The organism is Ruegeria sp. YTSA219 (assembly GCF_059609985.1).
On the sequence record NZ_JBXWMT010000007.1, the window covers coordinates 85728 to 110922 of the forward strand.

At 58.6% G+C, this 25195-nt stretch carries 28 protein-coding genes; 20 read left to right on the plus strand and 8 right to left on the minus strand.

The genetic code is table 11. From position 1 onward, the window contains the following. Window positions 1–25 precede the first annotated feature (25 nt). Both AC2FFB_RS11630 and moaA read right to left on the minus strand, forming a co-directional pair. Window positions 26–1342, minus strand: coding sequence for a 3-deoxy-D-manno-octulosonic acid transferase (locus AC2FFB_RS11630; protein WP_496713043.1), 1317 nt, complete (start codon window positions 1340–1342; stop codon window positions 26–28). Window position 1343: 1 nt separating this feature from the next. Next, window positions 1344–2351: a GTP 3',8-cyclase MoaA gene (moaA, locus tag AC2FFB_RS11635; protein WP_142634932.1), complete on the minus strand. Its 1008-nt coding sequence runs from the start codon at window positions 2349–2351 to the stop codon at window positions 1344–1346. Between the two features lie 90 nt (window positions 2352–2441). On the opposite strand from moaA, the gene AC2FFB_RS11640 reads away from it, so the two are divergent. Then, a complete protein-coding gene (locus tag AC2FFB_RS11640; RefSeq protein WP_496693935.1) occupies window positions 2442–2858 on the plus strand; it encodes a hypothetical protein in 417 nt (138 codons plus the stop codon). Here the strand turns inward: AC2FFB_RS11640 and AC2FFB_RS11645 are convergent. From AC2FFB_RS11645 to glmU, 4 genes are read right to left on the minus strand one after another with little or no spacing between them, the layout of a single operon-like run. Then, window positions 2846–3535, minus strand: coding sequence for a DNA alkylation repair protein (locus tag AC2FFB_RS11645; RefSeq protein WP_496693934.1), 690 nt, complete (start codon window positions 3533–3535; stop codon window positions 2846–2848). The two genes, AC2FFB_RS11640 and AC2FFB_RS11645, sit on opposite strands and share 13 nt — an antisense overlap. After that, on the minus strand, window positions 3532–4077 hold the full coding sequence (locus AC2FFB_RS11650; RefSeq protein WP_496693933.1) for a pyridoxamine 5'-phosphate oxidase family protein: 546 nt from the start codon (window positions 4075–4077) through the stop codon (window positions 3532–3534). Before AC2FFB_RS11650 ends, AC2FFB_RS11645 begins: the two co-directional genes overlap by 4 nt. Before the next feature lie 3 nt (window positions 4078–4080). Beyond that, entirely contained in the window at window positions 4081–5901 is a 1821-nt protein-coding gene (gene glmS / locus AC2FFB_RS11655) for a glutamine--fructose-6-phosphate transaminase (isomerizing) (RefSeq protein WP_142634924.1), read from the minus strand. Between the two features lie 3 nt (window positions 5902–5904). Then, window positions 5905–7257 carry a bifunctional UDP-N-acetylglucosamine diphosphorylase/glucosamine-1-phosphate N-acetyltransferase GlmU gene (gene glmU / locus AC2FFB_RS11660; RefSeq protein ID WP_496874930.1) on the minus strand — a complete coding sequence of 451 codons (1353 nt, stop codon included), beginning with the start codon at window positions 7255–7257 and terminating at the stop codon, window positions 5905–5907. Between the two features lie 134 nt (window positions 7258–7391). Here glmU and AC2FFB_RS11665 point away from each other — a divergent pair, with 134 nt between their 5' ends. After that, window positions 7392–8063, plus strand: a complete 672-nt coding sequence (locus tag AC2FFB_RS11665; RefSeq protein WP_142634920.1) for an HAD-IA family hydrolase — start codon at window positions 7392–7394, stop codon at window positions 8061–8063. Window positions 8064–8103: 40 nt separating this feature from the next. Continuing rightward, on the plus strand, window positions 8104–9294 hold the full coding sequence (locus tag AC2FFB_RS11670) for a DegT/DnrJ/EryC1/StrS family aminotransferase (protein WP_271950215.1): 1191 nt from the start codon (window positions 8104–8106) through the stop codon (window positions 9292–9294). Here the strand turns inward: AC2FFB_RS11670 and AC2FFB_RS11675 are convergent, their stop codons facing one another. Continuing rightward, on the minus strand, window positions 9295–10365 hold the full coding sequence (locus AC2FFB_RS11675) for a Hint domain-containing protein (protein ID WP_496689743.1): 1071 nt from the start codon (window positions 10363–10365) through the stop codon (window positions 9295–9297). Between the two features lie 176 nt (window positions 10366–10541). Here AC2FFB_RS11675 and AC2FFB_RS11680 point away from each other — a divergent pair, with 176 nt between their 5' ends. Further along, the gene (locus tag AC2FFB_RS11680) at window positions 10542–11705 is read left to right on the plus strand and encodes an isovaleryl-CoA dehydrogenase (RefSeq protein WP_271950212.1); all 1164 of its coding nucleotides are present in this window, start codon (window positions 10542–10544) and stop codon (window positions 11703–11705) included. A gap of 52 nt (window positions 11706–11757) precedes the next feature. Here the strand turns inward: AC2FFB_RS11680 and AC2FFB_RS11685 are convergent, their stop codons facing one another. After that, on the minus strand, window positions 11758–12363 hold the full coding sequence (locus tag AC2FFB_RS11685; RefSeq protein WP_271950306.1) for an OmpW/AlkL family protein: 606 nt from the start codon (window positions 12361–12363) through the stop codon (window positions 11758–11760). A 136-nt stretch (window positions 12364–12499) separates the two neighbouring features. Here AC2FFB_RS11685 and AC2FFB_RS11690 point away from each other — a divergent pair, with 136 nt between their 5' ends. From AC2FFB_RS11690 to AC2FFB_RS11765, 16 genes are all read left to right on the plus strand, one after another. Next, a complete protein-coding gene (locus tag AC2FFB_RS11690) occupies window positions 12500–14044 on the plus strand; it encodes an AMP-binding protein (protein ID WP_496874931.1) in 1545 nt (514 codons plus the stop codon). Beyond that, window positions 14041–14532: a hypothetical protein gene (locus tag AC2FFB_RS11695; protein WP_496874932.1), complete on the plus strand. Its 492-nt coding sequence runs from the start codon at window positions 14041–14043 to the stop codon at window positions 14530–14532. Before AC2FFB_RS11690 ends, AC2FFB_RS11695 begins: the two co-directional genes overlap by 4 nt. After that, window positions 14529–16133 (plus strand): carboxyl transferase domain-containing protein, encoded by a 1605-nt coding sequence (locus AC2FFB_RS11700; RefSeq protein WP_496874933.1) that lies wholly within the window; start codon window positions 14529–14531, stop codon window positions 16131–16133. The genes AC2FFB_RS11695 and AC2FFB_RS11700 overlap by 4 nt, the downstream gene beginning before the upstream one ends. A gap of 1 nt (window position 16134) precedes the next feature. Then, entirely contained in the window at window positions 16135–16560 is a 426-nt protein-coding gene (locus AC2FFB_RS11705) for an ASCH domain-containing protein (protein ID WP_142634907.1), read from the plus strand. A gap of 3 nt (window positions 16561–16563) precedes the next feature. Further along, complete coding sequence (locus AC2FFB_RS11710; protein ID WP_496713061.1) at window positions 16564–18495, plus strand: acetyl/propionyl/methylcrotonyl-CoA carboxylase subunit alpha; 1932 nt, start codon at window positions 16564–16566, stop codon at window positions 18493–18495. Between the two features lie 64 nt (window positions 18496–18559). Continuing rightward, complete coding sequence (locus tag AC2FFB_RS11715; RefSeq protein WP_496874934.1) at window positions 18560–19414, plus strand: hydroxymethylglutaryl-CoA lyase; 855 nt, start codon at window positions 18560–18562, stop codon at window positions 19412–19414. A 3-nt stretch (window positions 19415–19417) separates the two neighbouring features. Further along, complete coding sequence (locus AC2FFB_RS11720; protein WP_496689749.1) at window positions 19418–20200, plus strand: crotonase/enoyl-CoA hydratase family protein; 783 nt, start codon at window positions 19418–19420, stop codon at window positions 20198–20200. 182 nt (window positions 20201–20382) lie between these two features. After that, the gene (locus AC2FFB_RS11725; protein ID WP_142634899.1) at window positions 20383–20748 is read left to right on the plus strand and encodes an NADH-quinone oxidoreductase subunit A; all 366 of its coding nucleotides are present in this window, start codon (window positions 20383–20385) and stop codon (window positions 20746–20748) included. Continuing rightward, on the plus strand, window positions 20739–21272 hold the full coding sequence (locus AC2FFB_RS11730; protein ID WP_037307875.1) for a NuoB/complex I 20 kDa subunit family protein: 534 nt from the start codon (window positions 20739–20741) through the stop codon (window positions 21270–21272). Before AC2FFB_RS11725 ends, AC2FFB_RS11730 begins: the two co-directional genes overlap by 10 nt. Before the next feature lie 10 nt (window positions 21273–21282). Then, on the plus strand, window positions 21283–21888 hold the full coding sequence (locus AC2FFB_RS11735; RefSeq protein ID WP_271950203.1) for an NADH-quinone oxidoreductase subunit C: 606 nt from the start codon (window positions 21283–21285) through the stop codon (window positions 21886–21888). Continuing rightward, on the plus strand, window positions 21888–22061 hold the full coding sequence (locus tag AC2FFB_RS11740) for a hypothetical protein (protein ID WP_170433422.1): 174 nt from the start codon (window positions 21888–21890) through the stop codon (window positions 22059–22061). Before AC2FFB_RS11735 ends, AC2FFB_RS11740 begins: the two co-directional genes overlap by 1 nt. 1 nt (window position 22062) lies before the next feature. Continuing rightward, entirely contained in the window at window positions 22063–22194 is a 132-nt protein-coding gene (locus tag AC2FFB_RS11745; protein WP_271950199.1) for a hypothetical protein, read from the plus strand. After that, entirely contained in the window at window positions 22194–23417 is a 1224-nt protein-coding gene (locus AC2FFB_RS11750) for an NADH-quinone oxidoreductase subunit D (protein WP_271950197.1), read from the plus strand. The genes AC2FFB_RS11745 and AC2FFB_RS11750 overlap by 1 nt, the downstream gene beginning before the upstream one ends. Further along, on the plus strand, window positions 23414–23830 hold the full coding sequence (locus AC2FFB_RS11755; protein ID WP_496693926.1) for a hypothetical protein: 417 nt from the start codon (window positions 23414–23416) through the stop codon (window positions 23828–23830). Before AC2FFB_RS11750 ends, AC2FFB_RS11755 begins: the two co-directional genes overlap by 4 nt. After that, window positions 23830–24930, plus strand: a complete 1101-nt coding sequence (gene nuoE, locus AC2FFB_RS11760) for an NADH-quinone oxidoreductase subunit NuoE (protein ID WP_496713064.1) — start codon at window positions 23830–23832, stop codon at window positions 24928–24930. Before AC2FFB_RS11755 ends, nuoE begins: the two co-directional genes overlap by 1 nt. A 32-nt stretch (window positions 24931–24962) precedes the next feature. Next, entirely contained in the window at window positions 24963–25184 is a 222-nt protein-coding gene (locus tag AC2FFB_RS11765; RefSeq protein WP_271950193.1) for a DUF5337 domain-containing protein, read from the plus strand. Window positions 25185–25195: the final 11 nt, after the last annotated feature.

A 25195-nucleotide genomic window follows, 5' to 3' on the forward strand; every position in this document is an offset into this window, starting at 1 on the left:
GGCACCTGCGCTGCCCCTGTTGCCCTTAGCCAGATGAAGGTTTGGTCTCCAGTTTCAACCGGGCGCACAGTGTCTCGACAATGGAATCGAGCGCGGATTTCTGCGTGTTGACGCAGGATTTCGCGGCAGCGCGCGCTGCATTCAGCGCGGCCTGATCGGTGAGCCAAATCGTGACCGCGTTTGTCAGGTCTTGCGCAGAGTTCACCTCAATCGCGCCACCGGTTTCGATGAGCGGCGCGAAGGTTTCGGCAAAGTTGAAGTATCCGGGACCGGTTATTACCGCCGCCCCAGCCTGCGCGGGTTCGAACGGGTTATGGCCGCCGATCTCGTGCAGCGAACCGCCCAGAAATACGATTGGGCACAGCGCATACCACGTGCCCGTCTCGCCCAGTGTGTCGGCAACATAGACCTGTGTTTCAGTTTCGATCCGCCCCTCCGATGTTCGGAAAACTGCGGATTGACCGGCCTGTTTCAACAGCGCGGCCACATCCTGTCTGCGTTCGGGGTGGCGCGGGATCAACAACAGCAGCAGGTCGGGCCAACGTTCCAGCAATTTTGCATGGGCAGCCAGAACGATTTCTTCTTCTCCGGCATGGGTCGAGCTGGCGATCCACACAGGACGCCCTGCAATCTGGGTCTGAATATCTTCCAACACAGAATTATCGACCGGAAGCGGATCGGACATCGCTTTGAGGTTGGTTCCCGGTTGCACGCGGTCCGCCACAGCCCCCATGTCCACCAGATTAGCGGCGGTTTTGCCATTCTGGGTCAGGAACAGGCTGAAATTGTCCAAAATGAATCGTGCGGTTTGTGGACGTTTTTTCCAACTTTCGACGGATTTATCTGAAAGGCGCGCATTCAACAGGGCCAGAGGGATTCCCCGTCCAGCCGCGTCAACGATCAGGCGTGGCCAGATTTCGCTTTCGACAAATACTCCGGCTTCGGGGCGCCAGTGATCCAGAAATCGCCGGACCGGCCCTGCGGTGTCCAGCGGCGGATACTGGTGTCGCGTACGGGGTGGCATCCGTTTTTCGATCAGCGCCGCCGAAGTTGGGGTGCCCGAGGTAACCAGGAACTGGGCATCCGGCAGGCGTTCACCCAGCCGTTTGATCAGGCTGATGACCGACAGGGTTTCTCCCACACTTGCAGCGTGGAACCAGATCAATCGGCCCTTGGGGCGTGGTAGGCTGGCATGGCCGAGCCTTTCATGCTGGCGAATTGTCGGGACATCTGCCGCCAGGAGTTTCTTGCGCACGGTGCGCCAAGCCAAAGGTGCAGCAACGGCGGTCAGGCTGCAATACAAACGGTAAAGCAGCGTCGGCTGGCCAGAGGGGGCGGTCATGTCAGCCGCCCGTATGGCTCATGTGGCGGCTCATCTTGCCATCGACCGCCTGGCGGGAATAGTCGAAGTCGTGGCCTTTGGGCTTAAGATTTATCGCCGCGCGGATGGCCTGTTCCAGCGGCGCCTCGGTATCGAGATGATCTCGCAGGGGGGCACGCAGATCGGCCATATCCTCTTGCCCCAGACACATATACAGCTCACCCGTACAGGTCAGGCGGACGCGATTGCAGCTTTCGCAGAAATTATGCGACAGCGGTGTGATAAAGCCGATCTTCTGGCCCGTTTCTTCAAGCCGCGCATATCGCGCGGGTCCACCAGTGCGTTCTGCCAGATCGGACACGGTATAGTGGCTTTCGTATTCCTTGCGGACATCCTTGAGCGACCAGTACTGATCCAGACGGTTCTCGTTCCCGATATCGCCCATCGGCATCACCTCGATCCAGGTCAGATCCATGTCGCGCTCAGCGCACCATTGGGTGATTGTTGGAAGTTCGGCCTCGTTGAACCCCTTCAGGGCCACAGCGTTGATCTTGACCCGCAGGCCAGCCTTTTGGGCAGTATCAATTCCGTTCAGAACCTGTTTCAACCGGCCCCAACGGGTGATCTGGCTGAATTTCTCATCATCCAACGTGTCCAGCGACACATTCACCCGGCGCACGCCCGCCGCATAGAGATCGTCAGCAAAGCGGTGCAGTTGCGAGCCATTGGTTGTCAGCGTCAGCTCTTTCAACGCGCCGCTGTCCAGATGCCGGGTCATGGCATTGAAGAATGACATGATGTTTCGGCGGACCAGCGGCTCGCCCCCGGTGATGCGCAGCTTTTCCACGCCCATCTTCACGAAGGTCGTGCACATACGGTCCAGCTCTTCCAGCGTCAGCAGGTCCTTTTTCGGCAGGAACTTCATGTCTTCGGACATGCAGTAAACACAGCGAAAATCACAGCGATCCGTAACGGAGACGCGGAGATAGGTGATGGCACGTGCGAACGGGTCGATAAGCGGAGCTGTCATGAGTCATACGTAAAGCGGCGACTGGCCTGCGACAAGCCTGAACTGTGCTTTGTGCTGGCACAGTCCTGTGAGGGGGGCTAAGTTCAGGCCATGAAATACACTCTGCTGACCATTTGTATCCTTGTTGCGGGCTGTGACACTGTCCGCTCGACAACTGATCGGGTTTTCGGTCGCGACAAACCTGCGGCTGAACCAGAGGTCGCCGCGGAAGCTGACGTCACCGAATCCGTTCCGGTCCCCGCAACCGCCGCTGGTTGGGTTGGTGCCAAGACCACCATTGCCAGCTTAGGTGATCCGACAACGCCGGGACGCTGGATGGAAACGCCTTTGGTCGAGACAGAGTTCACGGGGCGCGTTGTCGTGCCCAGAACAGGGGCGCAGGCCTATATCACGCTGGTCCCGGCCCGTGGGCCCGAAAGCGGCGGCAGCAGGCTGTCGCTGGATGCGATGCGGGCGCTGCTTTTGCCTTATGACGAACTTGTCGAGCTGGATGTTTATTCCAACTGACCTTTCAGATATTTGCCAGCTTCACGCCGGGCAAAGGGCTTCATGGCCGCACTATGGTCGCGCAGAAAGTTAACCACTCGGTCCGCGTCATGTTTCGACAGCTCGCGCAGCCACCATGCGATTGCTTTCTGGATGAACCAGTCACGGTCAGACACATAACCCGCTGCCCAGCCAAGAATACGGTCGCGCCGGTCCAGATCATCTGGCTTGGGGTGGTTCTGTTTGGTCCAGGGCAGGGTGGCAACCAGCGCGGCGCGCCGTGTCCACATGTGGTCTGACGCGGTCCAGAGTTCGACCTGATCCAACCGCTCCGGGTCGGCGGACAAGCGTTTCTGCATCGCCATACAGGCGTGATCCGCCGCCGCCCAGGCATCAAAATCAGGCAACCAGCTTTGCAGCAATGCCCAAGCAGCCTCATCGGGGCGGAAACGGGCTTGGGTCAGCAACTTGGCTGCGGCAAGACGGCCCTCGTGGATATCGGTCTGCCAGAGGGCGTCAGCCAGATCCACCCGCGCAGCAACGTCCAGTTCCTGTCGCCATAGTTTGGTCAGGTCGTTCAGAACCGGATTTGCAACGCCCAGATAGAGGCGTTCGACCTTGTGATAAGCCGCCATCTGCACGGCGCGCTCTGGGTCGGCATGGGCGCGGATCTGGTCAAGATAGGTGACGGGCGTCATAGGTCCGCAGCGCGTGTTGGCCTGCCGTCGATCGTCTGATGGTTCCGCTCAACCCAATAATCGCGGATATCGTCATCGGACTTACCGTCGACCCATTTCTGCATCGTGTCACGTTCGGACTGGTATTCCATGAACGGTACGGCATATCCGCAAGAGGTCTGAACCATGTCAATCGCAAGGTCATAGATCTGGCGGGCGCTGCGGTGGTAGGGAAACAGCCCGGCCAACGCGTCCCAGCCCTCATCCCCGGCATGCAATGTACGCGCGGTGCCATAGGTGCGCAGGATCAGCGGGCGTGTGGTGAAGGAACACCACATCAGGGTCATGCGATTGACCTCAAGCAAATGCCCGGCGGTTTCGTTGCCACTGCCGGTCAGGTTCATCCAGATAATCCGATTGGGCCCCAGTACCCGCAGCGAGTCCATCCCTTTGGGAGAGATGTTGACCCGTCCTTCAGGTCCGGCGGTGCCGACGAAGAACAGATGCTGATCCTCGATAAACTTGCGATGGGCGTTATCCAGCGCCGGAAATTGCTTGGACATGCGTCACTCCACCGTTACGGATTTCGCCAGATTGCGCGGCTGGTCCACATCCGTGCCCTTGGCCACCGCCGTATGATAGGCCAGCAGCTGAGCGGGCACCGAATAGAGGATCGGCGCAAGGCTGGGGTGCACATGCGGCATGCGGATCGTGCTCCAGACCCCGTCTTCCGCCTCGGCGATGCCGTCATCATCGGACACCAGGATGACTTTACCCTTGCGTGCCATGACCTCTTGCATATTCGACACGGTTTTGTCGAACACCGTGTCTCGCGGGGCCAGAACCACCACGGGCATGTGTTTGTCGATCAGGGCAATGGGGCCGTGCTTTAGCTCACCCGAAGCATAACCTTCGGCATGGATATAGCTGATTTCCTTGAGTTTCAGCGCCCCTTCCATCGCCAGCGGGTACATCAGGCCGCGTCCCAGAAACAGAACATCGCGCGCCTCGGACAAGCGCTGGGCGGATTTCCTGATGGCCCGGTTCTGATCCAACGCGGTGTTCAGCACCGAAGGCAGCCCGCGCAACGCGGCGGCGTGATCGGCAAGTTCCTCGTCGCTCAACGTGCCACGGTCCGCGGCAGCCTTGAGCGCCAGCATCAGCAACACGCTCAGCTGACAGGTGAAGGCTTTGGTCGAGGCGACGCCTATCTCAACCCCGGCATGGATCGGCAGGGCGATGTCGCTTTCACGTGCGATCGAGCTTTCTGGAACATTGACGACTGAGACGACCTTGTCCGCTTTGCCGTCGCAATACCGCAGGGCGGCCAGCGTGTCGGCGGTTTCACCCGATTGGCTAACAAACAGCGCCATAGTGCGTTCCGGGATCGGAGGTTCACGATAGCGAAATTCGCTGGCGATATCGACTTCGACCGGTATTCTGGCAAGTTGCTCGAACCAGTATTTGGCGGTCAAACAGGCGTAGAAAGCAGTCCCGCAAGCGACCATCGTCAGACGGTCCAGCTTGGTGAAATCCAGATCCCCCGGCAGAACGACCTGATCCCCGGCAGAGGGCAGGTAGGACCGGATCGCCTCGGCAACCACAATCGGCTGTTCCGCGATTTCCTTGGCCATGAAATGCTTGTGCCCGGCCTTGTCGGCGCGGCTGTGATCCACTTTGATCTTGCGGGTTTCGCGATTGGCAAGCTCACCTGCTTCGTTGCGGATTTCCAGCGATGTGCGGGTCACAACCGCACGGTCACCTTCTTCCAGATAGGTGATGCGATCCGTCAGCGGCGCTAGCGCGATGGCGTCCGAGCCGACAAACATCTCTCCGTCCCCGTGCCCGATTGCCAGTGGCGAGCCTTTGCGCGCGGCCACGATCAGGTCATCTTCGCCGTCAAACAGAAAGGCCAGGGCAAATGCGCCGACCAGCCGGTCGATGGTTTTATAGGCGGCTTCAACCGGGGGCAGCCCTGATTTGAGGTAATGTTCAGCCATCAGGGCGACGGTTTCCGTATCGGTTTCGGTTTCGAACCCGATCCCGTGTTCCGCCAGCTCTGTCCGCAGCTCTCGATAGTTTTCAACGATGCCGTTGTGAACAACGGCAACCGGCCCGGCCCGGTGGGGATGCGCATTCGAAACTGTCGGCGCGCCATGGGTGGCCCAGCGGGTATGGCCGATACCGGATTTACCGGGAAGCGGGTCATGCACCAGCAGGTCGCTGAGGTTTACCAGCTTGCCTACAGCCCGACGCCGACCCAGGGATCCGCCATTGACCGTAGCAATGCCTGCACTGTCATACCCCCTGTATTCCAGCCGTTTTAGGGCCTCGACCAGGATGGGGGCAGCTTCGTGCTTGCCCAATACACCTACAATCCCACACATCTGTCAGGCTCCTTTGTCGCGACGAGCCTTCTTCGCCGTCAACATGTCAAACAATTTACGCGCATAACCGGGCTTGTTGTCCTGCTTGGCGCGCGCAACGGCTAAAGCATCCGCTTCCACATCGCGCGTCACCACGGTTCCGGTGGCCGTCATCGCGCCGTCACCAATGGTGACAGGTGCCACCAACATGGTGTTCGATCCGACAAAGACGTTCTGGCCGATGGTCGTTTGGTGCTTCATCACGCCATCATAGTTGCAGGTGATCGTGCCCGCGCCGATATTTGTCGCCGCCCCAACCGTTGCGTCCCCGATATAGCTGAGATGGTTGACCTTGGCGCCTTCGGCGATCTCAGCATTCTTGATCTCGACAAAATTGCCGACGCGGGTGTTTTCTGCCAGCTCAGCGCCGGGGCGCAGGCGGGCATAGGGGCCGACGATGGCGCCGCGGCTGACATGGCAGCCCTCAAGATGAGAAAATGCCCGGATCGTCGCGCCGCTTTCCACCGTGACACCGGGGCCAAAGACCACATTGGGTTCTATCACCGTGTCGCGGCCAATGACGGTGTCGGCGGCCAGATAAACGGTTTCCGGCGCCATCAGCGTGACCCCCAGATCCAGCAGTTCGACGCGGGCACGGGCCTGAAAAACCGCATCCGCAGCGGCCAGGTCAACGCGTGAGTTCACACCCAGCGTCTGTGCCTCGTCACAGGCGACTGCGGTGACATTCAGGCCACGGGATCGGGCGATTGCCACGACATCCGGCAGGTAATATTCACCGGCGGCATTGTCATTTCCCACGCTGTCGATCAGCGAAAACAGCAATTCAGCGTCACAGACCAAAAGGCCAGAATTACAAAGTGTTATATCGCGCTCTTTATCCGAGGCGTCTTTGTATTCGACGATGCGTTCAAGGGTCTGTCCGTTCATGACCAACCGGCCATAGCGTGCAGGATCTGCGGCCTCAAAACCCAGAATGACCAGATCGTTCTTGGCCCGTGCTTCGATCATACGTTCCAACGTCTCGGGTTGCAAAAAGGGCGTGTCCCCGTACAGAACAACCACGTCGCCGTTGAAACCCTGCAGCGCTTCGCGCGCCTGTGCGACAGCATGGGCGGTGCCCAGCTGTTCGGCCTGAATGGCGATTTGTGCGGTCTCGTCCTCGGCCAGGGTTGCCTTGGCAACGGCTTCGGACCCGTGCCCGGTGACAATGACGGTCCGCTCGGGCGACAGAACAGCACCAGCGCGCATGGCATGGACCAGCATAGGCGCCTGAGCAATCGGGTGCAGGACTTTCGGGATATCCGAATTCATCCTGGTGCCTTTACCGGCAGCAAGGATGACAAGGGCGATACTCATGAAATCGTTTTCTCTTTGTGTTTTGTTGCAGTCCGTTTTATCCGCTGAGGGTAAAGTCGCAAGCGGTTCAGCCATCAAACTAGATTGCCGTTTGCAACAAGACGTGGCGAAAACCCGCCGAGGCAGGAGGCGTAATGCGAACAGTCATCTTTGATCTGGACGGGACACTGGCGGATACTTCCGGGGATTTGCTGGAGGCCGCAAACCATTGTTTTCGCGATATGGGGCACGGCGATGTGCTGGTCCACGGACAGGATGCTGGTATCGCTTTGCGTGGTGGGCGGATGATGCTGACCCACGGTTTGAAGCGGGTTGGGGCCTATGACGAACAGGCTGTTCACGCTTATTACCCTATGCTTTTAGAGGCGTACTCGGAGGCGATTGACACCCATACCCGGTTTTACCCAGGCGCGCTGGACGCGGTTGGAAAGTTGAAAGAGGCCGGCTATGGCGTTGGTATCTGCACCAATAAACCCGAGGCTCTGGCACATCAGTTGCTGACCCAAATGGGTGTGCGCGACCGGTTCGGCTCACTCGTCGGTGCGGATACTTTGCCGGTTCGCAAGCCCGATCCGGAGCCCCTGCGTGAAGCTGCCCGCCGGGCAGGTGGGCACCCGGATCTGTGCGTTCTGATCGGGGATTCCGACACCGACCGGAATACGGCGCGTGCTGCAGGTGTACCTTCGGTGCTTGTAACATTCGGGCCATCTGGCGACGACATGGCTGCGCTGAAACCCGAAGCGCTGTTACATCATTTTGATGACCTGCCGAAACTTGTTTTTGATTTGGTCGGAGCTGCAGCCTGACCCCTTGACCCCGGCCCATCGCGGCCTCAAGAGCGAAAAGATGACTGAGAAGTTTACTGGCAATTTCACCCAGCAGGAACCAATCCCGGATGAGGCGATCGAGGCGGCTCTGGCCGTTTTGCGTCATGGCCGGCTGCACAGATATAACGTGTCGCCCGGCGAACTGGCCGAGACCGCCCTGTTAGAACAGGAATTTGCCGCGCAGACCGGTGCAAAATACTGTCTGGCGGTCTCCTCGGGCGGCTATGCACTGGCGACAGCATTGCGCGCGATAGGGGTGCAGCCAGGAGATACGGTTCTGACCAACGCTTTCACCCTGGCGCCGGTGCCGGGGGCGATTGCCTCGATCGGAGCCAAGCCGGTATTTGTCGGTGTGACCGAAGCGCTGACGATTGATCTGGATGATCTCGAAAGCAAACTGGATCAGTCAGATGTGCTGATGCTCAGCCATATGCGCGGGCATCTGTGCGACATGGATCGGTTGATGCAAATCTGCGATGCCGCCGGTGTGGCCGTGATCGAAGATTGCGCGCACACGATGGGCGCCGCATGGCGCGGGCAAAAATCCGGACGGCAGGGCGTTATCGGGTGTTATTCCTGCCAGACCTACAAGCACATAAATTCCGGTGAAGGCGGGTTGTTGATTACCGATGACGAGGAACTGGCTGCCAAGGCGACGGTCCTTTCAGGATCCTACATGCTGTATGAGCGCCACCTTGCAGCGCCGGGCCCGGAGGTGTTCGAGCGGATCAAGTACACCACGCCCAATGTCTCAGGGCGCATGGACAATTTGAGGGCCGCGATCCTTAGGCCGCAGCTTCGCAATCTGGAACAACAGATTGACCGGTGGAATGAGCGCTATGTCGAGATCGAAAAAGGGCTGCGCGGCACGCCGGGACTTACCATTGTCGAACGGCCCGAGGCGGAAACTTATGTGGGCTCGTCGATTCAGTTCTTGCTGCTGGACTGGTCACCCGAACGGATTGCTCTTGTGATGCAGCGCTGCGCGGCGCGTGGTGTGGATCTGAAATGGTTCGGCGGAGCAGAGCCCACCGGGTTTACTTCGCGCTATGACAGTTGGCGATATGTGGAAAGCGCGCCTCTGCCTGCGAGTGACCGCATTTTGACCGGGATCATGGATATGCGGGTGCCATTGACTTTTTCACTGGATGATTGCCGGTTGATCGCACGGATCATTCGCTCCGAGGTCGGCGCGGTGTTCCAATCCTGATCACATTTCCTGTGATTCGAGCGGGGATTTTTGGTTCTTCCGCAGCCGCTCGACCAGTCGTTTTTGCAGCCGATTTTCAGGGATCGGATAAGACGGCACTGTATTCTGGGCTTCCAGCAGATTTGGAAGGATCATTTGGATTTCTTCGCGGGCCTGCGCCGTAACGGATGCCAGCGACGTGTCGGTCAGCAACAGGCTTTCGCTCGGGGCGCCATTTGCAAAAACGATTTCGTGATTGTCGAACAGCAGGTGGTAATACACAACCTGATCAAGGCTGTTGTCTATCTCGATTCCCGGCAATTCCGACAGCTTGATGGCCGCGACCAGCACATCCGGCGATCCGAACATGCGCTGCGCCACCGCCGAAGAGATTTGCATTCTGTGCTGCCGGGAAACCAGAAGATCCTGTTTCGGCAAACCGTCCCCTAATGCGGATTTCGCGATTCGAACCGGTTTCAGGTTTGGATTGATTGCCAGATCGGTTGCCGAAAGATGCCGCTGTCCGATCCATCTGACAGGTTTCAGCCCCGATCGGGTCAGCACAAGATCACCTTCACGCAAGGTTTCAACGGGATGTTCCCCGAGTTCCGTCTCGATCAGGGTGCCCTGACAAAAACACACCAGTAACTCGATGTTATCGACAATGGCGCCAAGGCTATCATTAAGGCCAAGTTCGGTAAGGCGCAGGGTATAGTCACCGGCGGAAGGGAAATCGACCTGCATGGTGAATGTGGAAAAGCTGTTCGCAGTCGGCAGAACGGTCATCGAGGCGATAACGACGCCGTTGCTGTCCAGAATCTCGACTGTAAATCCTTCGCTGCCTGCATTTGAGTTAGATGCCGTCCTAAGTGCGGAATCCAGGCTAAGCTCGCCGGATTTGGGGTCATCCAGCGTAAAGGTTTGCTCCATCACCGTGACTTGGCTTGCGTTGCCATCCATTTCGGCCACACGATTCGATGAACCATTCCCGAGATAGGCACCCTCAGTGTGGTCAGCTTCGATATCCGTACCAGACCAATTTGCGGAACCGCTATTAAAAGTACCATTTACGATGACATTGGTTGGGGCCATTCGCAGAATCCTTGAAGCAAAAAAACTTAACGGCTTAGGCGATCTAATCGTCGAGTATGGTGAATTTGTGACGCTCCGGATCGGCTCGCGGGTGAACCTTTTTCGGTCAGCGCTTGACCCGGGTTCATGGTCATGGCAGATTATTTGAACAATCGTTCATTTACTGGGAGGGTTCGATGTTCACGGCGGCCATGCAATTCGATCTGGGTGAAGATGTGAACGCACTGCGTGAAATGGTGCATCGCTGGGCGCAAGAGCGGGTGAAGCCGATGGCCGCGAAGGTCGATGCCTCGAACGCGTTTCCCAATGAACTTTGGCGCGAGATGGGTGAGTTGGGCCTGCTAGGAATTACAGTGCCCGAGGAATATGGTGGCGCGGCCATGTCCTATCTGGCTCATACCGTCGCGGTTGAAGAAGTGGCGCGGGCCTCTGCCTCAATCTCATTGTCATACGGGGCGCATTCAAACCTGTGCGTCAATCAGATCAAGCTGAACGGCAGCCCCGAGCAAAAGGCGAAATATCTGCCTCGGTTGATTTCCGGCGAACATGTGGGCGCGCTGGCCATGTCTGAGGCGTCCGCCGGATCAGACGTCGTTTCGATGAAGCTGAAGGCGGAAAAGCGCAATGATCACTACCGGCTGAACGGAAGCAAATACTGGATCACGAACGGGCCGGACGCGGATACTCTGGTCGTTTACGCCAAGACGGATCCTGATGCTGGATCCAAAGGGATCACCGCCTTTCTGGTCGAAAAAGAGATGACGGGCTTTTCGACCTCGCCCCATTTCGACAAGCTGGGCATGCGCGGATCAAACACGGCGGAATTGATTTTTGATGACGTCGAGGTGCCCTTTGAAAATGTTCTGGGCGAAGAGGGTAAGGGTGTCGCGGTTCTGATGTCAGGGCTGGATTACGAACGCGTTGTGCTCGCCGGGATCGGAACTGGAATCATGGCCGCCTGTCTGGACGAAGTCATGCCGTATTTGGCCGAGCGCAAGCAGTTCGGCAAACCGATTGGCAGCTTTCAGCTGATGCAAGGCAAGATTGCTGACATGTACACGGCCATGAATTCAGCCCGGGCTTATGTCTACGAGGTCGCCAAGGCCTGTGACCGCGGGGATGTGACCCGGCAAGATGCGGCAGCGTGCTGTCTGTATGCTTCGGAACAGGCCATGACGCAGGCCCATCAGGCAGTTCAGGCTATGGGCGGCGCGGGGTTCCTGTCGGATTCGCCGGTCAGCCGCATATTCCGCGACGCCAAGCTGATGGAAATCGGCGCCGGTACCAGCGAAATCCGCCGGATGCTGATCGGACGGGAACTGATGAACGAAATGCTCTGAGCAAAAAAACGCCCCGCCGACGAGGTAACGGCAGGGCGTTCTGTGTAAAGGATCAGAAGCGGTGAACGTAGGATACGCCGACCAGCCAAGGATCGATTTCAGCTGTGCCGATATCGGTGCCGTTCAGTTTGACGTCCGAGTCGATGTCGAACCAGCGTACGTTCAGACGAACAGCGCCTTTTTCGGTGACCATATAGTCCAGACCGGCCTGCAGTGCGAGGCCGACCGAGTTGTCGAGCTCGAGATCACCCAGAGCCGATTTTTCGTCGAAGAAGATGGTATAGTTGATGCCCGCGCCGACATAGGGTTTCCAGACCGAGTTGGTCGGGAAGTGATAGTTCAGCGACAATGTGGGCGGCAGGTGTTTGACGGTCCCTGCGTCGAGGCTGCCACCCAGTGTGACCTCATGGCTGAACGGTGTGGCGGCCAGCAGCTCGATACCCAGATTATCCCGAACGAAATACTCGGCAGTAAAGATCGGGCGTGTGTCGGAATCGACATCTGCATCCAGCCCGGCGAGGGATCCATTGTCGGATTTCGGGTCGAGATAGCCGACACCGACACCAACGGTCCAGTCGCCCTGATTTTGGGCGAAAACGGGCGCAGCAAACGCGACGAGCGCGGTCGAAAGGGTCAAAGCGGCGAGTTTCTTGGTCATTTTACGGCCTTTGGATTTGTTGATGACCGGGTTTTGCATGAAGCAAAGCCCGCCGACTCTGATCTGCATCAAATTCCCGTGACCGTCTTTGGTGGCTCGATTCAGGAAAAACCTAGAAAAACAAAGGGTTTCGGTAATGTGTCCCGCTGAAGGCATACCTGGTTTGCATCAGGGTGGGGGCTGGGACCTGCCGGACCGGTTGAACATGGCGCGGCAATGCTTGGAACAACCCCCAGAGCGGACGGCGATCATCGACCTGACCGGGGGTGAGGGCAAGGTCGTCTCGTTTGCACAACTCGGACGCTTGGCCGATGACATCGCATACGCCTTGCTCGATCGGGTGCGGCCTGGGGATCGCGTTGGAGTACTGCTCAGTCAGTCACCCAGCTGCGCGGCGGCGCATCTTGCGATCTGGAAGATCGGCGCGATTTCGGTGCCTTTGTTTAAATTGTTCAAACATGACGCGCTGGCCTCGCGTGTCGCGGATGCAGGGGCGCAACTGGTGTTGACAGACGCAGAGGGTGCTGCACTGCTGGGGGATCTTGCCGTACCGGTTCTGGTCGATCAGATAGCTCCGTCTGATGATCCGGTGCCCTTTGCGGATACCGGCCCCGAGGATCCGGCAGTTCTGATCTATACTTCCGGCACAACCGGCAGCCCCAAAGGCGCGCTGCATGGGCATCGGGTTTTGACCGGCCATTTGCCGGGGGTCTCGATCAGCCACAGCCATCTGCGCGAAGGTGACTGTCTGTGGACGCCCGCCGACTGGGCATGGATTGGCGGGTTGTTCGATGTGTTGATGCCAGGGCTGGCGCTGGGCATTCCGGTGGTCGCGGCCCGGCTCGAGAAATTCACCCCCGAGGCCTGTGCGGATGTGATCGCACGTGGCGGGGTACGGAACGTATTCTTTCCGCCTACCGCATTGCGGATGCTCAAGGCCACGGATCAGGCGATCCCCGGTCTGCGCTCAGTCGCTTCCGGAGGGGAGCCGCTGGGTGCCGAGATGTTGGAATGGGGGAAGCAGGCGTTCGGCCTGACGATCAACGAATTCTACGGCCAAACCGAATGCAACATGGTCGTGTCTTCCTGCGCTGAGGATTTTCCCGTGCACCCGGGTTGCATCGGTAAACCGGTTCCGGGGCATGAAGTTGCAGTGATCGACCAGGATGGCCAGCCCACAGATCAAGAGGGCGACGTGGCCATCCGCCGAGGCTCGGCCTCGATGCTGCTGGAATACTGGAACCGGCCTGAGGCCACGGCCGAGAAGTTCCGCGGCGATTGGCTGATCACCGGAGATCGCGGCGTGTGGGAGGGTGAGTACTTACACTTTGTTGGCCGCGATGACGATGTGATCACTTCCGCCGGGTATCGCATCGGCCCCGCCGAGATCGAGGATTGCCTACTGACCCACCCGGCGGTGGCGACAGTTGGTGTGGTCGGCAAGCCCGATCCGTTGCGGACCGAGATCGTGAAGGCGTATGTGGTGTTGAAACCGGGAGCCACGGTTGCGGAGCGAGAGTTGCAGGATTGGGTCAAAGACCGTCTGGCGCAGTATTCCTATCCGCGCGAGGTGGCGTTTCTGGAGAAACTGCCGATGACTGTGACGGGGAAAGTGATCCGGAAGGAATTGAAGGCGCGGGCGGCGGGGGAAACTGAAACGCAGAAGAGGCCGAAATCATGAGTAAGATGTTTTGGCCGGGGTTGGTTGCACTGCTAATTTCCGCGGCGGCCCTTGAGGCGGACGAAAGCATGGGGCAAGCTTTGGAGCCGGTCATAGGTGTCGAAAACTGGTTGGATGGGTGTACGCAACTTAGCAAAACGACGGTGATGTCTGTTCCAAAAATGACGTTGGATATGGATTGTGTTGCATCTGCCTTGGACTATTGCACAAATAATCAGGAAAACTCCTACCAGGACATTTGTCACGAGATTTTAATTGAGCACATTCGTCTCAGAAGTGCAGAAATTTCGGGGAATTTACCAGCGAACCCAAACCTCAAGGGTTTCAGGCGCTCCTTTTATGCGAATGCGCGGCGGCGAACTTCCGAAGATTTTCAAACGAAATGCGAAGCCGACATGTCTGAAAATGAATGCCTATTGTTAGATGCTACTATGAAGTGGCTGAACTTGCGATTGGCCGAACGGCTTTTGGAGGGTAAACACCAATGAAACTCAATTCCAAAGCCATACCCACCTCTGAGGGATTCAAGGCAAACCGCGCGGCTCATCTCGACGCGCTGGCGCAAATCTCTGCCGCTGCGGAAGCGGCCCGTCTGGGCGGGGGTGAAAAATCCCGCGCGCGGCATGAATCCCGTGGCAAGATGCTCCCCCGGCGCCGGGTTGCGAACCTGCTGGACCCAGGGTCCCCGTTTCTGGAAATCGGCGCGACGGCGGCGCATGGGATGTATGGTGATGCAGCGCCAAGCGCTGGTGTGATTGCGGGCATTGGCCGGGTGCAGGGGCGCGAGGTCATGGTGGTTTGCAACGACGCCACCGTGAAGGGCGGCACTTATTATCCGATGTCGGTCAAGAAACACCTGCGCGCGCAGGAGATTGCCGAGGAAAGCCAACTCCCCTGTATCTATCTGGTTGACAGCGGCGGGGCGAACCTGCCCAACCAGGACGAGGTCTTTCCCGACCGCGACCACTTTGGCCGCATCTTCTATAATCAGGTCCGAATGAGTGCCAAAGGAATCCCTCAGATCGCGGTGGTCATGGGTTCGTGTACGGCGGGCGGGGCCTATGTGCCCGCGATGTCGGATGTGACGATCATCGTCAAAGATCAGGGCACGATCTTTCTGGCCGGTCCGCCTTTGGTCAAGGCCGCGACCGGAGAGGTCGTCAGCGCCGAGGATTTGGGCGGTGGCGACGTCCATACCCGCCTGTCCGGCGTGGCCGATTACCTGGCTGAGGACGACGCCCACGCGCTGGCTTTGGCGCGGCAGGCGGTGGGATCTCTGAACCTGCGCAAACCGCAGACCGTGGATTGGGCCAGCCCCGAAGACCCGGCTTATGACCCCGAGGAAATTCTGGGCGTTGTTCCCGCCGACCTGCGCACGCCCTATGATATCCGCGAGGTGATCGCGCGGCTTGTCGATGGCTCGCGATTTGACGAATTCAAACCGCGCTTTGGTGAGACGCTTGTGACCGGGTTTGCCCATGTCAAAGGCTGCCCGGTTGGGATCATCGCCAACAACGGCGTGCTGTTTTCCGAGGCCGCCCAAAAGGGCGCGCATTTTGTTGAGCTGTGTTCGCAACGCAAAATCCCGCTGGTCTTCCTGCAAAATATCACCGGCTTTATGGTGGGCCGCAAATACGAAAACGAAGGCATTGCGCGGCACGGGGCAAAGATGGTGACAGCCGTTGCTACGACTTCGGTACCCAAGATCACCATGCTTGTCGGGGGCTCGTTCGGGGCCGGGAACTATGGCATGGCGGGGCGGGCCTATCAGCCCAGGTTCCTGTGGACTTGGCCGAACTCGCGTATTTCCGTAATGGGGGGCGAGCAAGCGGCGGGCGTGCTGGCCACCGTCAAACGAGACGGGATCGAGCGACAGGGTGGCAGTTGGTCGGCTGAGGAAGAGATCGAATTCAAGCGCCCAACATTGGATATGTTCGAGGAACAATCTCACCCACTCTATGCCTCGGCGCGCCTATGGGATGATGGCATCATCGACCCGCGCAAAAGTCGCGATGTTCTGGCCTTGTCGCTGAGTGCCGCCCTGAATGCCCCGATTGAGGAGACACGTTTCGGCGTGTTCAGGATGTAAGATGAACGTTTCTTTGAATGATGTCATGGCCCGCTATCCGGGTGCTCAGACTTTCAAGTTTGGTGACAACGCAACGTTGAGCGCAGAACTTTTGGCCTTAGTGCGTGCAGGAAGGAAAACAGCGACCTGCGGTGCTTTGCGAGACTATCCCGAAGGCAGTGCGGATACTCCGGTCGTTGGGCGGCGCGATATCGCTTTGGACTGGGATGGTCGTCCCGCGCTGGTGATCGAAACGAATGAGGTAACGACCTGCCGATATTGCGATGTGACCGAGGATTTCGCGCTGGCCGAGGGCGAGAATGAGGCGCTTGAAGGATGGCGCGAAGATCACCGCCGGTATTTCGAGCGAAACGGCGGGTTTGATCCCGAAATGGAATTGCTCTGCGAGCGGTTCCGACTTGTCGAAGATCTCGGGGTTGAGGGATAAGCCATGTTCAATAAAATCCTGATTGCTAACCGAGGCGAGATTGCCTGTCGGGTGATGGAAACGGCTCAGAAAATGGGTGTGTCCTGTGTTGCAGTGTACTCGGACGCGGACGCCTCGGCCAAGCATGTGCGAATGGCGGATGAGGCGGTGCATATCGGTGGCGCGGCCCCGGCGGACAGCTATTTAAAGGGTGATGTGATCGTTCAGGCAGCGCTGGATACGGGCGCGCAGGCGATTCATCCGGGCTATGGGTTTCTGTCTGAAAACCCCGGTTTCGTTGACGCGGTTGAGGCTGCGGGTCTGATCTTTATCGGGCCCTCGGCGGATGCGATCCGCAAGATGGGCCTCAAAGACGCGGCAAAAGTGTTGATGGAGCTGGCGGGCGTGCCCGTGGTTCCGGGTTATCACGGCGATAACCAAGACCCTGATCATCTGGCGGGCGCGGCCCAGACCATCGGATATCCAGTGCTGATCAAGGCCGTTGCGGGGGGCGGCGGCAAGGGCATGCGGCTGGTAGAGCACCCCGAAGACTTTACTGAGGCTCTAGACAGTGCGCGGGGAGAGGCGAAAACCGCCTTTGGCAACGATGCCGTTCTGGTCGAAAAATTCGTTTCCAAGCCCCGGCATATCGAGGTGCAGGTGTTCGGCGATGGCACCCAGGCGGTGCATCTGTTCGAACGCGATTGTTCGCTGCAGCGGCGGCACCAGAAGGTGATCGAAGAAGCTCCGGCGCCCGGAATGACGGTTGAAATGCGTGAGGCCATGGGGCAGGCGGGCGTGCGCGCCGCCGAGGCGATTGGCTACAAAGGCGCAGGTACGGTTGAGTTCATCGTTGATGCATCGGACGGGCTGCGCCCGGATCGGTTCTGGTTCATGGAGATGAACACGCGCTTGCAGGTGGAACACCCCGTGACCGAGGCGATTACCGGCGTTGATCTGGTCGAATGGCAGTTGCGAGTCGCCTCGGGTGAGGCGTTGCCAAAAACGCAGGATGACCTGACGATCAACGGGCATGCGTTCGAAGCCCGGCTTTACGCCGAGGACGTGCCCAAAGGGTTTTTGCCCGCAACAGGTACGCTGACACATCTGCGCTTTCCTGCGGAATGCCGCGCCGATAGCGGAGTGCGGTCCGGCGATACAATCAGCCCCTGGTACGATCCGATGATTGCCAAGGTCGTGGTGCATGGCCCGACGCGTGCAGTGGCGCTGGAAAACCTGCACCGGGTTCTTCGGCGGACCGAGGTTGCCGGGACGGTCACGAATCTCTCGTTTCTTGGCGCGCTGACCCGGCACCCCGGATTTGTGGCGGGCGATGTCGATACCGGGCTGATCGGTCGGGATATCGACGGGCTGGTCCGAACTTCTGATGCGCGCGCGGGCTTGATTGTTGCAGCAGCCATGACGGCGCTTGATCTGGTCGAGACCGGGCCCGACACGGGTTTCAGCCTGTGGGCGCCGCTGCACCGGGCCGTCCAGTTGAAGTACGATAGCGAGCTCATTGATCTAGACGTACAGGTCGAAGGACCTGACCGGCAGGTCTGGCAGATCAAGGACACAACGGTTCTGGCGCAACGGCGCAATGGAGGCTGGTACATTGATGATCGCCCGATGCCGCCCGTGGCACTGGCTGGTGCGACAATCACAGTATTCGATGACTATGGGCAAGTGTTTGAGCATGTCGATCCGCTGGATCGCGATGCAAGCGCCTTGGGCGATACCAATGTGGTCGAGGCGCCGATGCCCGGTCTGGTCAAGGCCATGTTCGCCACCGTAGGGCAAGCCGTTTCAGAAGGTGATCGACTGGCCATTCTGGAAGCGATGAAAATGGAACATTCCTTGCTGGCTGCCCGTGATGGCGTGATCGCCGAGGTGCTGGCCGAAACGGGCGCTCAGGTCGAGGCCGGCGCGGCGCTGGTCCGGCTGGAGGAGGAATGATCTGTCCCGCTGCGCCGCAACGTGGCACAGTCGGGACAACACGGCATAACGGGAGGCGAAAGCTATGGGTGAACGGGTCGACATTTTTGAAGTAGGGCCACGTGATGGGCTGCAGAACGAACAGCGGGAAATTCCTGTTGCCGAGAAGGTCGCTCTGATCGATTGCCTGAGCAAGGCGGGCTTCAATCGGATCGAAGTTGCCAGTTTTGTGTCTCCGAAATGGGTGCCCCAGATGGCTGGCAGTGCCGGTGTTCTGGCCGGGATCCAGCGGGTTGGTAAGGTGCGCTATGCGGCGCTGACGCCAAATATGCGCGGGTACGAGGACGCCTTGTCTGCCAAAGCGGATGAGATTGCCGTATTCGCGTCTGCCTCGGAAGGGTTCTCGAAGGCCAATCTCAACGCGACCATCGCCGAATCCATTGAGAGGTTCAAACCGATCCTAGAGGCTGCGCGCCATATTGACCTGCCAGTGCGCGGTTACGTGTCCTGCGTGACCGACTGCCCCTATGATGGTCCGACCCCACCCGAGAAGGTGGCCGAGATTGCGGACACACTATTTGCGCTGGGTTGCTATGAGGTATCGCTGGGAGATACGATCGGGCAGGGAACACCGGACACTATCGCCCATATGCTTCTGGCGGTGCGTGAGACGGTGCCTGTTACCCGCTTGGCGGGACATTTCCACGACACCAATGGTCGGGCCATCGACAATATCGACGCTGCATTGACGCTGGGCGTGCGGACATTTGACTCAGCAGTCGGGGGGTTGGGCGGTTGCCCCTATGCACCCGGCGCCGCAGGGAACGTGGCCACCGAAGCCGTGGTCGCGCATTTAGAGCGTCTTGGATATGAAACGGGACTTGATCTGGGGATCGTGGAACAAGCGGCACAAATGGCACTGGCCATGAGGGCGGAGTAGGCGATGTTTGAAACGATCTCGGTCACGGTTGATCCACGTGGCGTTGCAACCCTGACGCTGAACCGCCCGGAAAAGCATAATGCGATGTCCGCGCAGATGATCCGGGAACTGACACAAGCGGCAGTACAGTTGGGCAGCGATGGAACTGTGCGCGTCGTCGTTCTGACCGGAGCAGGCAAAAGCTTTTGTGCCGGTGGGGATCTGGGCTGGATGCAGGACCAGATGGCAGCGGATCCTCAGACACGCTTTGTCGAAGCACGCAAACTGGCCGAGATGTTGCAGGCGTTGAACGTGATGCCCAAACCGCTGATCGGAGCGTTACAGGGCAACGCCTTCGGTGGCGGCGTGGGCCTTGCCGCCGTCTGCGACGTGGCAGTAGGTGTCGAGACCCTCAAAATGGGCCTGACCGAGACGCGACTGGGTCTGATCCCGGCCACCATCGGCCCCTATGTTGTCGCTCGGATGGGGGCGGCACGTGCGCGGCGGGTCTTTATGTCGGCCCGATTGTTTGACGCGGCCGAGGCCGTCGATTTGGGCCTGTTGGCCAAAACGGTCTCAGCAGAAGATCTGGCGGACGCTGTCGAGGCCGAGGTTGAACCCTATTTGTCATGTGCGCCTGGTGCGGTGGCCTCGGCCAAGGCCTTGGTCCATAGTCTGGGGCCGCGTGTTGACGATCCCGTTATCGACCAAACGATCCGGGCGCTGGTTGCGCGCTGGGAAACTGACGAGGCGCATGAGGGAATCAGCGCATTCTTCGACAAGCGAAAACCTGTATGGAATAGTTAGGTTTACGTTCTGTCGGTCTGGGCGTTTCACGGATCGAAGTTCGGCTGGAATGAAACGGAATATTAGGGTGCCATGCGGTTGTGTTTGGTTGACCCTCTGACCCCGCGCGGATAGAGAATGTCCAGTCAACACGCTAATTGACGGCGCTCCCCTACGGGGCACGCGCAGGAAAGGAGCTATTCGTGGAAGACCTGCTGCGGGAGTACCTCCCGATCCTGGTGTTTCTGGTCGTCGCTGCGGGCCTTGGAATCGTCCTGATTCTTGCCGCTGTGGTGCTGGCCGTCCGCAATCCCGACCCGGAAAAGGTCAGCGCATACGAGTGCGGGTTCAACGCCTTCGACGATGCGCGCATGAAATTCGACGTCCGGTTTTACCTGGTTTCGATTCTCTTCATCATCTTCGATCTGGAAATCGCGTTTCTGTTTCCCTGGGCCGTCGGTTTCAAGGACATCAGCGATGTGGGCTTCTGGTCCATGATAGTATTCCTGGGCGTTCTGACCATCGGCTTTGCCTATGAATGGAAGAAAGGGGCCCTGGAATGGGAGTGATGACGGGTGCAAACACCGCTGGCGTCGATAAAGAAGTCGCCACCCAGGCCCTGAATGCCGAGCTGCAGGACAAAGGGTTCCTGCTAACTTCGACCGAGGATATCATCAATTGGGCGCGCACCGGGTCGTTGCACTGGATGACCTTCGGGCTGGCCTGTTGCGCAGTTGAGATGATGCATACCTCGATGCCGCGTTATGATGCAGAACGGTTTGGTATCGCGCCACGCGCGTCCCCACGTCAGTCGGATGTGATGATTGTGGCCGGAACGCTTACCAACAAAATGGCGCCTGCGCTGCGTAAGGTCTATGACCAGATGCCCGAGCCGCGCTATGTGATCTCGATGGGATCCTGCGCCAACGGCGGCGGGTATTACCATTATTCCTATTCTGTTGTGCGCGGCTGTGACCGCATTGTGCCGGTCGATATCTACGTGCCCGGTTGCCCTCCGACGGCTGAGGCGCTGTTGTATGGTCTGATGCAGCTGCAGCGCAAAATCCGCCGCACCGGCACCATTGTACGCTGAGGAGAGGGCAATGAGCGAAGCACTCAAAGAACTCGGCGCGCAGCTGGAACTCAAACGGACCGATTGCGTTCTGTCCTGGGATGTCACCCATGATGAGTTGAACGTGGACGTGGCCCCGTCGAACCTTGTGGAATTTATCGAATTTCTGAAGGGCGATGCCAGTTGCAAGTTCTCGACCCTGGTGGACATCACAGCCGTTGACTATCCCGAGCGGGCCAAGCGGTTCGATGTGGTCTATCACTTCCTGTCGATGTACCAGAACCAGCGTATCCGCCTGCGCGTGTCGATCCGTGAGGATGACATGGTGCCGTCGATTGTCGACGTTCACCCTTCGGCCAACTGGTTCGAGCGCGAGGTGTTCGATATGTTCGGCATCCTTTTCTCGGGCCATCCTGATCTGCGGCGAATCCTGACCGACTATGGCTTTCGTGGCTATCCGCTGCGCAAGGATTTCCCGACCACCGGTTATACCGAGGTCCGTTATGACGAGGCGCAAAAGCGTGTGGTCTATGAGCCGGTCAATCTGGTGCAGGAATACCGTCAGTTTGATTTCATGTCTCCGTGGGAGGGTGCGAATTACATCCTGCCCGGCGATGAGAAACAGGAGAGCGAATAATGGGTGGCATTTGGTGGCTGATCCTATCTGCACTGACCATCATCCCGATGGTGAAGATTTTGCCGTTCTTCGGGATTAACAAATACTGGTGCCTGCTCTGTCTGATCCCCTTTGGCACGATCGCGTTGCTGTGGTGGGTCGGGCTGAAACTGCAAGAGCTGGAGCGCCGCTGAGATGATGATGCTGGGGGAACTGATCGTGCTGGGTGCGCTGGGGGTCCTTCTGGCGGGGGCTGCAGCCAAGGCGGCCGAGGCCGAAAAGGTCCGGGTTCGGGCTGATGCAAAAAAGAATAAGCGGGGGCGTTGATGGACGGCTCAAGATATGATGACGGCAGCACGGACGCGCTGAGCGGAGAACAGAAGATCCGCAATTTCAACATTAACTTTGGCCCGCAACACCCTGCGGCGCACGGGGTTTTGCGGCTTGTGCTTGAGCTGGATGGCGAGATTGTTGAGCGTTGCGACCCGCATATCGGTTTGTTGCACCGTGGCACCGAAAAGCTGATGGAAAGCCGGACGTATCTGCAGAACCTGCCGTATTTCGATCGTCTCGACTACGTTGCGCCGATGAACCAGGAACATGCCTGGTGTCTGGCCATTGAAAAGCTGACCGGAGTTGAGGTGCCGCGCCGAGGTTCTCTGATCCGGGTGCTGTATTCCGAGATCGGGCGCATCCTGAACCACTTGCTGAACGTGACCACGCAGGCGATGGATGTGGGGGCGCTGACCCCGCCGCTCTGGGGGTTTGAAGAGCGCGAAAAGCTGATGGTGTTCTATGAACGCGCCTGTGGTGCCCGCCTGCACGCGGCCTATTTCCGCCCCGGCGGTGTGCATCAGGACCTGCCGCCGGAACTGCTGGACGATATCGAGGCGTGGAGCCACGAATTCCCCACCATTCTCGACGACATTGATGGTCTGCTGACCGAAAACCGCATCTTCAAACAGCGCAACGCCGATATTGGCGTGGTGACCGAGGATGACATCCAGAAATACGGTTTCTCGGGTGTCATGGTACGCGGATCGGGGCTGGCCTGGGATTTGCGCCGCGCGCAGCCCTATGAATGTTATGACGAATTCGAGTTCCAGATTCCGGTCGGCAAGAACGGCGACTGCTATGACCGCTATCTCTGCCGCATGGAAGAGATGCGCCAGTCCTTGCTGATCATCCGTCAGGCCATCGCCAAAATCCGCGAATGCCCCGGAGATGTGCTGGCCCGCGGCAAGATCACCCCGCCCAAACGCTCGGATATGAAAACCTCGATGGAAAGCCTGATCCATCACTTCAAGCTGTATACCGAAGGCTTCCACGTGCCCGCGGGCGAGGTCTATGCCGCCGTCGAGGCCCCGAAGGGCGAATTCGGCGTCTATCTGGTCGCCGATGGCACCAACAAGCCTTACAGGGCCAAACTGCGCGCGCCGGGCTTCCTGCACCTGCAAGCCATGGATCACATCGCCGGAGGCCACCAACTGGCCGACGTCGCAGCCATCATCGGCACCATGGACGTTGTGTTCGGGGAGATTGATCGGTGAAGAAGCTCTTAGCGTTTACCTTAGCTATCCTTCCTATGGGCCATGCGGTATCGGCGGCGCCTTTGAGTGATTTTTGCCTCTTTCTATCCCCAGACATTCTGGAGAAAGTAGCCGACTGTAGGGCAACGAAAGGTTGTTATCCGGTTGACGAGTTTCCGGAGGTGTTCGAGCACTACAGATCGCTTGAAGAGCGCGCTTCGAACTATGTGTTGAGCAAACTTAGCTCATCAGAAAGCTGCATGGTGTATTCTAGATTGTTGGCGGGGTCAGGCGTTGAGAACTGTCCCGCCGGACAAGAGCCATTTTTGTGGGCCATTTTTGATCTAGTGGACGCCAAAGTGATCTCGTCCAATAATTCAAATGATCCAAATTTATGGAAACTTGGATTGGCAGAAAATGGGGAATGTGCTTAATGCTCCGCCGCCTTCATCCAGAACAACCCGAAAGCTTTGCCTTCACCGCTGCCAACCAGCAATGGGCCGAAGCGCAGATCACCAAGTATCCCGAGGGCCGTCAGGCCAGCGCGGTGATCCCTCTGCTATGGCGCGCGCAAGAACAAGAGGGCTGGCTGAGCCGTCCGGCGATTGAATCTGTCGCTGACATGCTGGGCATGGCCTATATCCGCGTGCTCGAAGTTGCCTCGTTCTACTTCATGTTTCAGCTGCAGCCGGTTGGCTCGGTGGCGCATATTCAGGTCTGCGGGACTACCTCTTGCATGATCTGCGGGGCCGAGGATTTGATTGCGGTCTGCAAGGACAAGATCGCCGCCAAGCCGCATGCTTTGTCCGCCGATGGCAAGCTGAGTTGGGAAGAGGTCGAATGCCTGGGCTCTTGCACCAACGCGCCGATGGCGCAGATCGGCAAGGACTATTACGAAGACCTGACCGCTGAGGGTTTTGGCAAGATCATCGACGATCTGGCCGCTGGCAAAGTGCCGACACCGGGCCCTCAGAACGGGCGCTATGCGGCAGAGCCTCTGAAGGGGCTGACCAGCCTGTCCGAATATGACAGCGGCCGAACCCAGTATAATGCCAGCGTTCAGTTGGCGACTGATCTGGGGGATACCGTCAAACGCATCGACGGGACCGAGGTTCCGATCCTTACGCCATGGCTGGGCAAGGATGGCAAGGCAGCGGCGACAAAGGCTGCTCCGAAACCTCCCAAGGCCCCCGCACCTGCCAAACCTGCGGTGAAACAAGCGGCTGAAGCGAAGGCGGTCAAAGAAGACCAGCCCGATACGCTTTCGGGTGCGCGGGACGGCAAGTCGGACGATCTGAAGCTGCTTAAAGGTGTCGGGCCTAAGCTTGAGAAGACGCTGAACGAGCTGGGCTTCTATCATTATGATCAGATCGCCAAATGGACGCCTGAGCAGGTTGCCTGGGTTGATGCGCGGCTGAAGTTCAAAGGCCGGATCGAGAGAGACGGCTGGATTGATCAGGCCACCAAGCTGGCGGCGGGTGAAGAAACCGAGTTCGCCAAGCGGGCCAAGGACGACGGTACATACGAAGACTAGGATGTGTGCCCGCTCTGGGCATTTAGGACAAGATGGACAAGGACAAGGAACAGGCCATGGCCCGCAAGGGTCGACATATCGGGGTGGTCATCGCCGTGACCATGCTGATCTGGCTTGCCATGACGATGTTCATTGGCCCTGCGATGGAACTGCCGGGACGCTATGCGCTGTTGTTTGATTTTGCCGCGCTGGCCGGTTTCATCTATGCGGGCGTCAACATATTTCAACTCTGGCGCATGCGTCAGGACAGCTGAAGGTAATACAT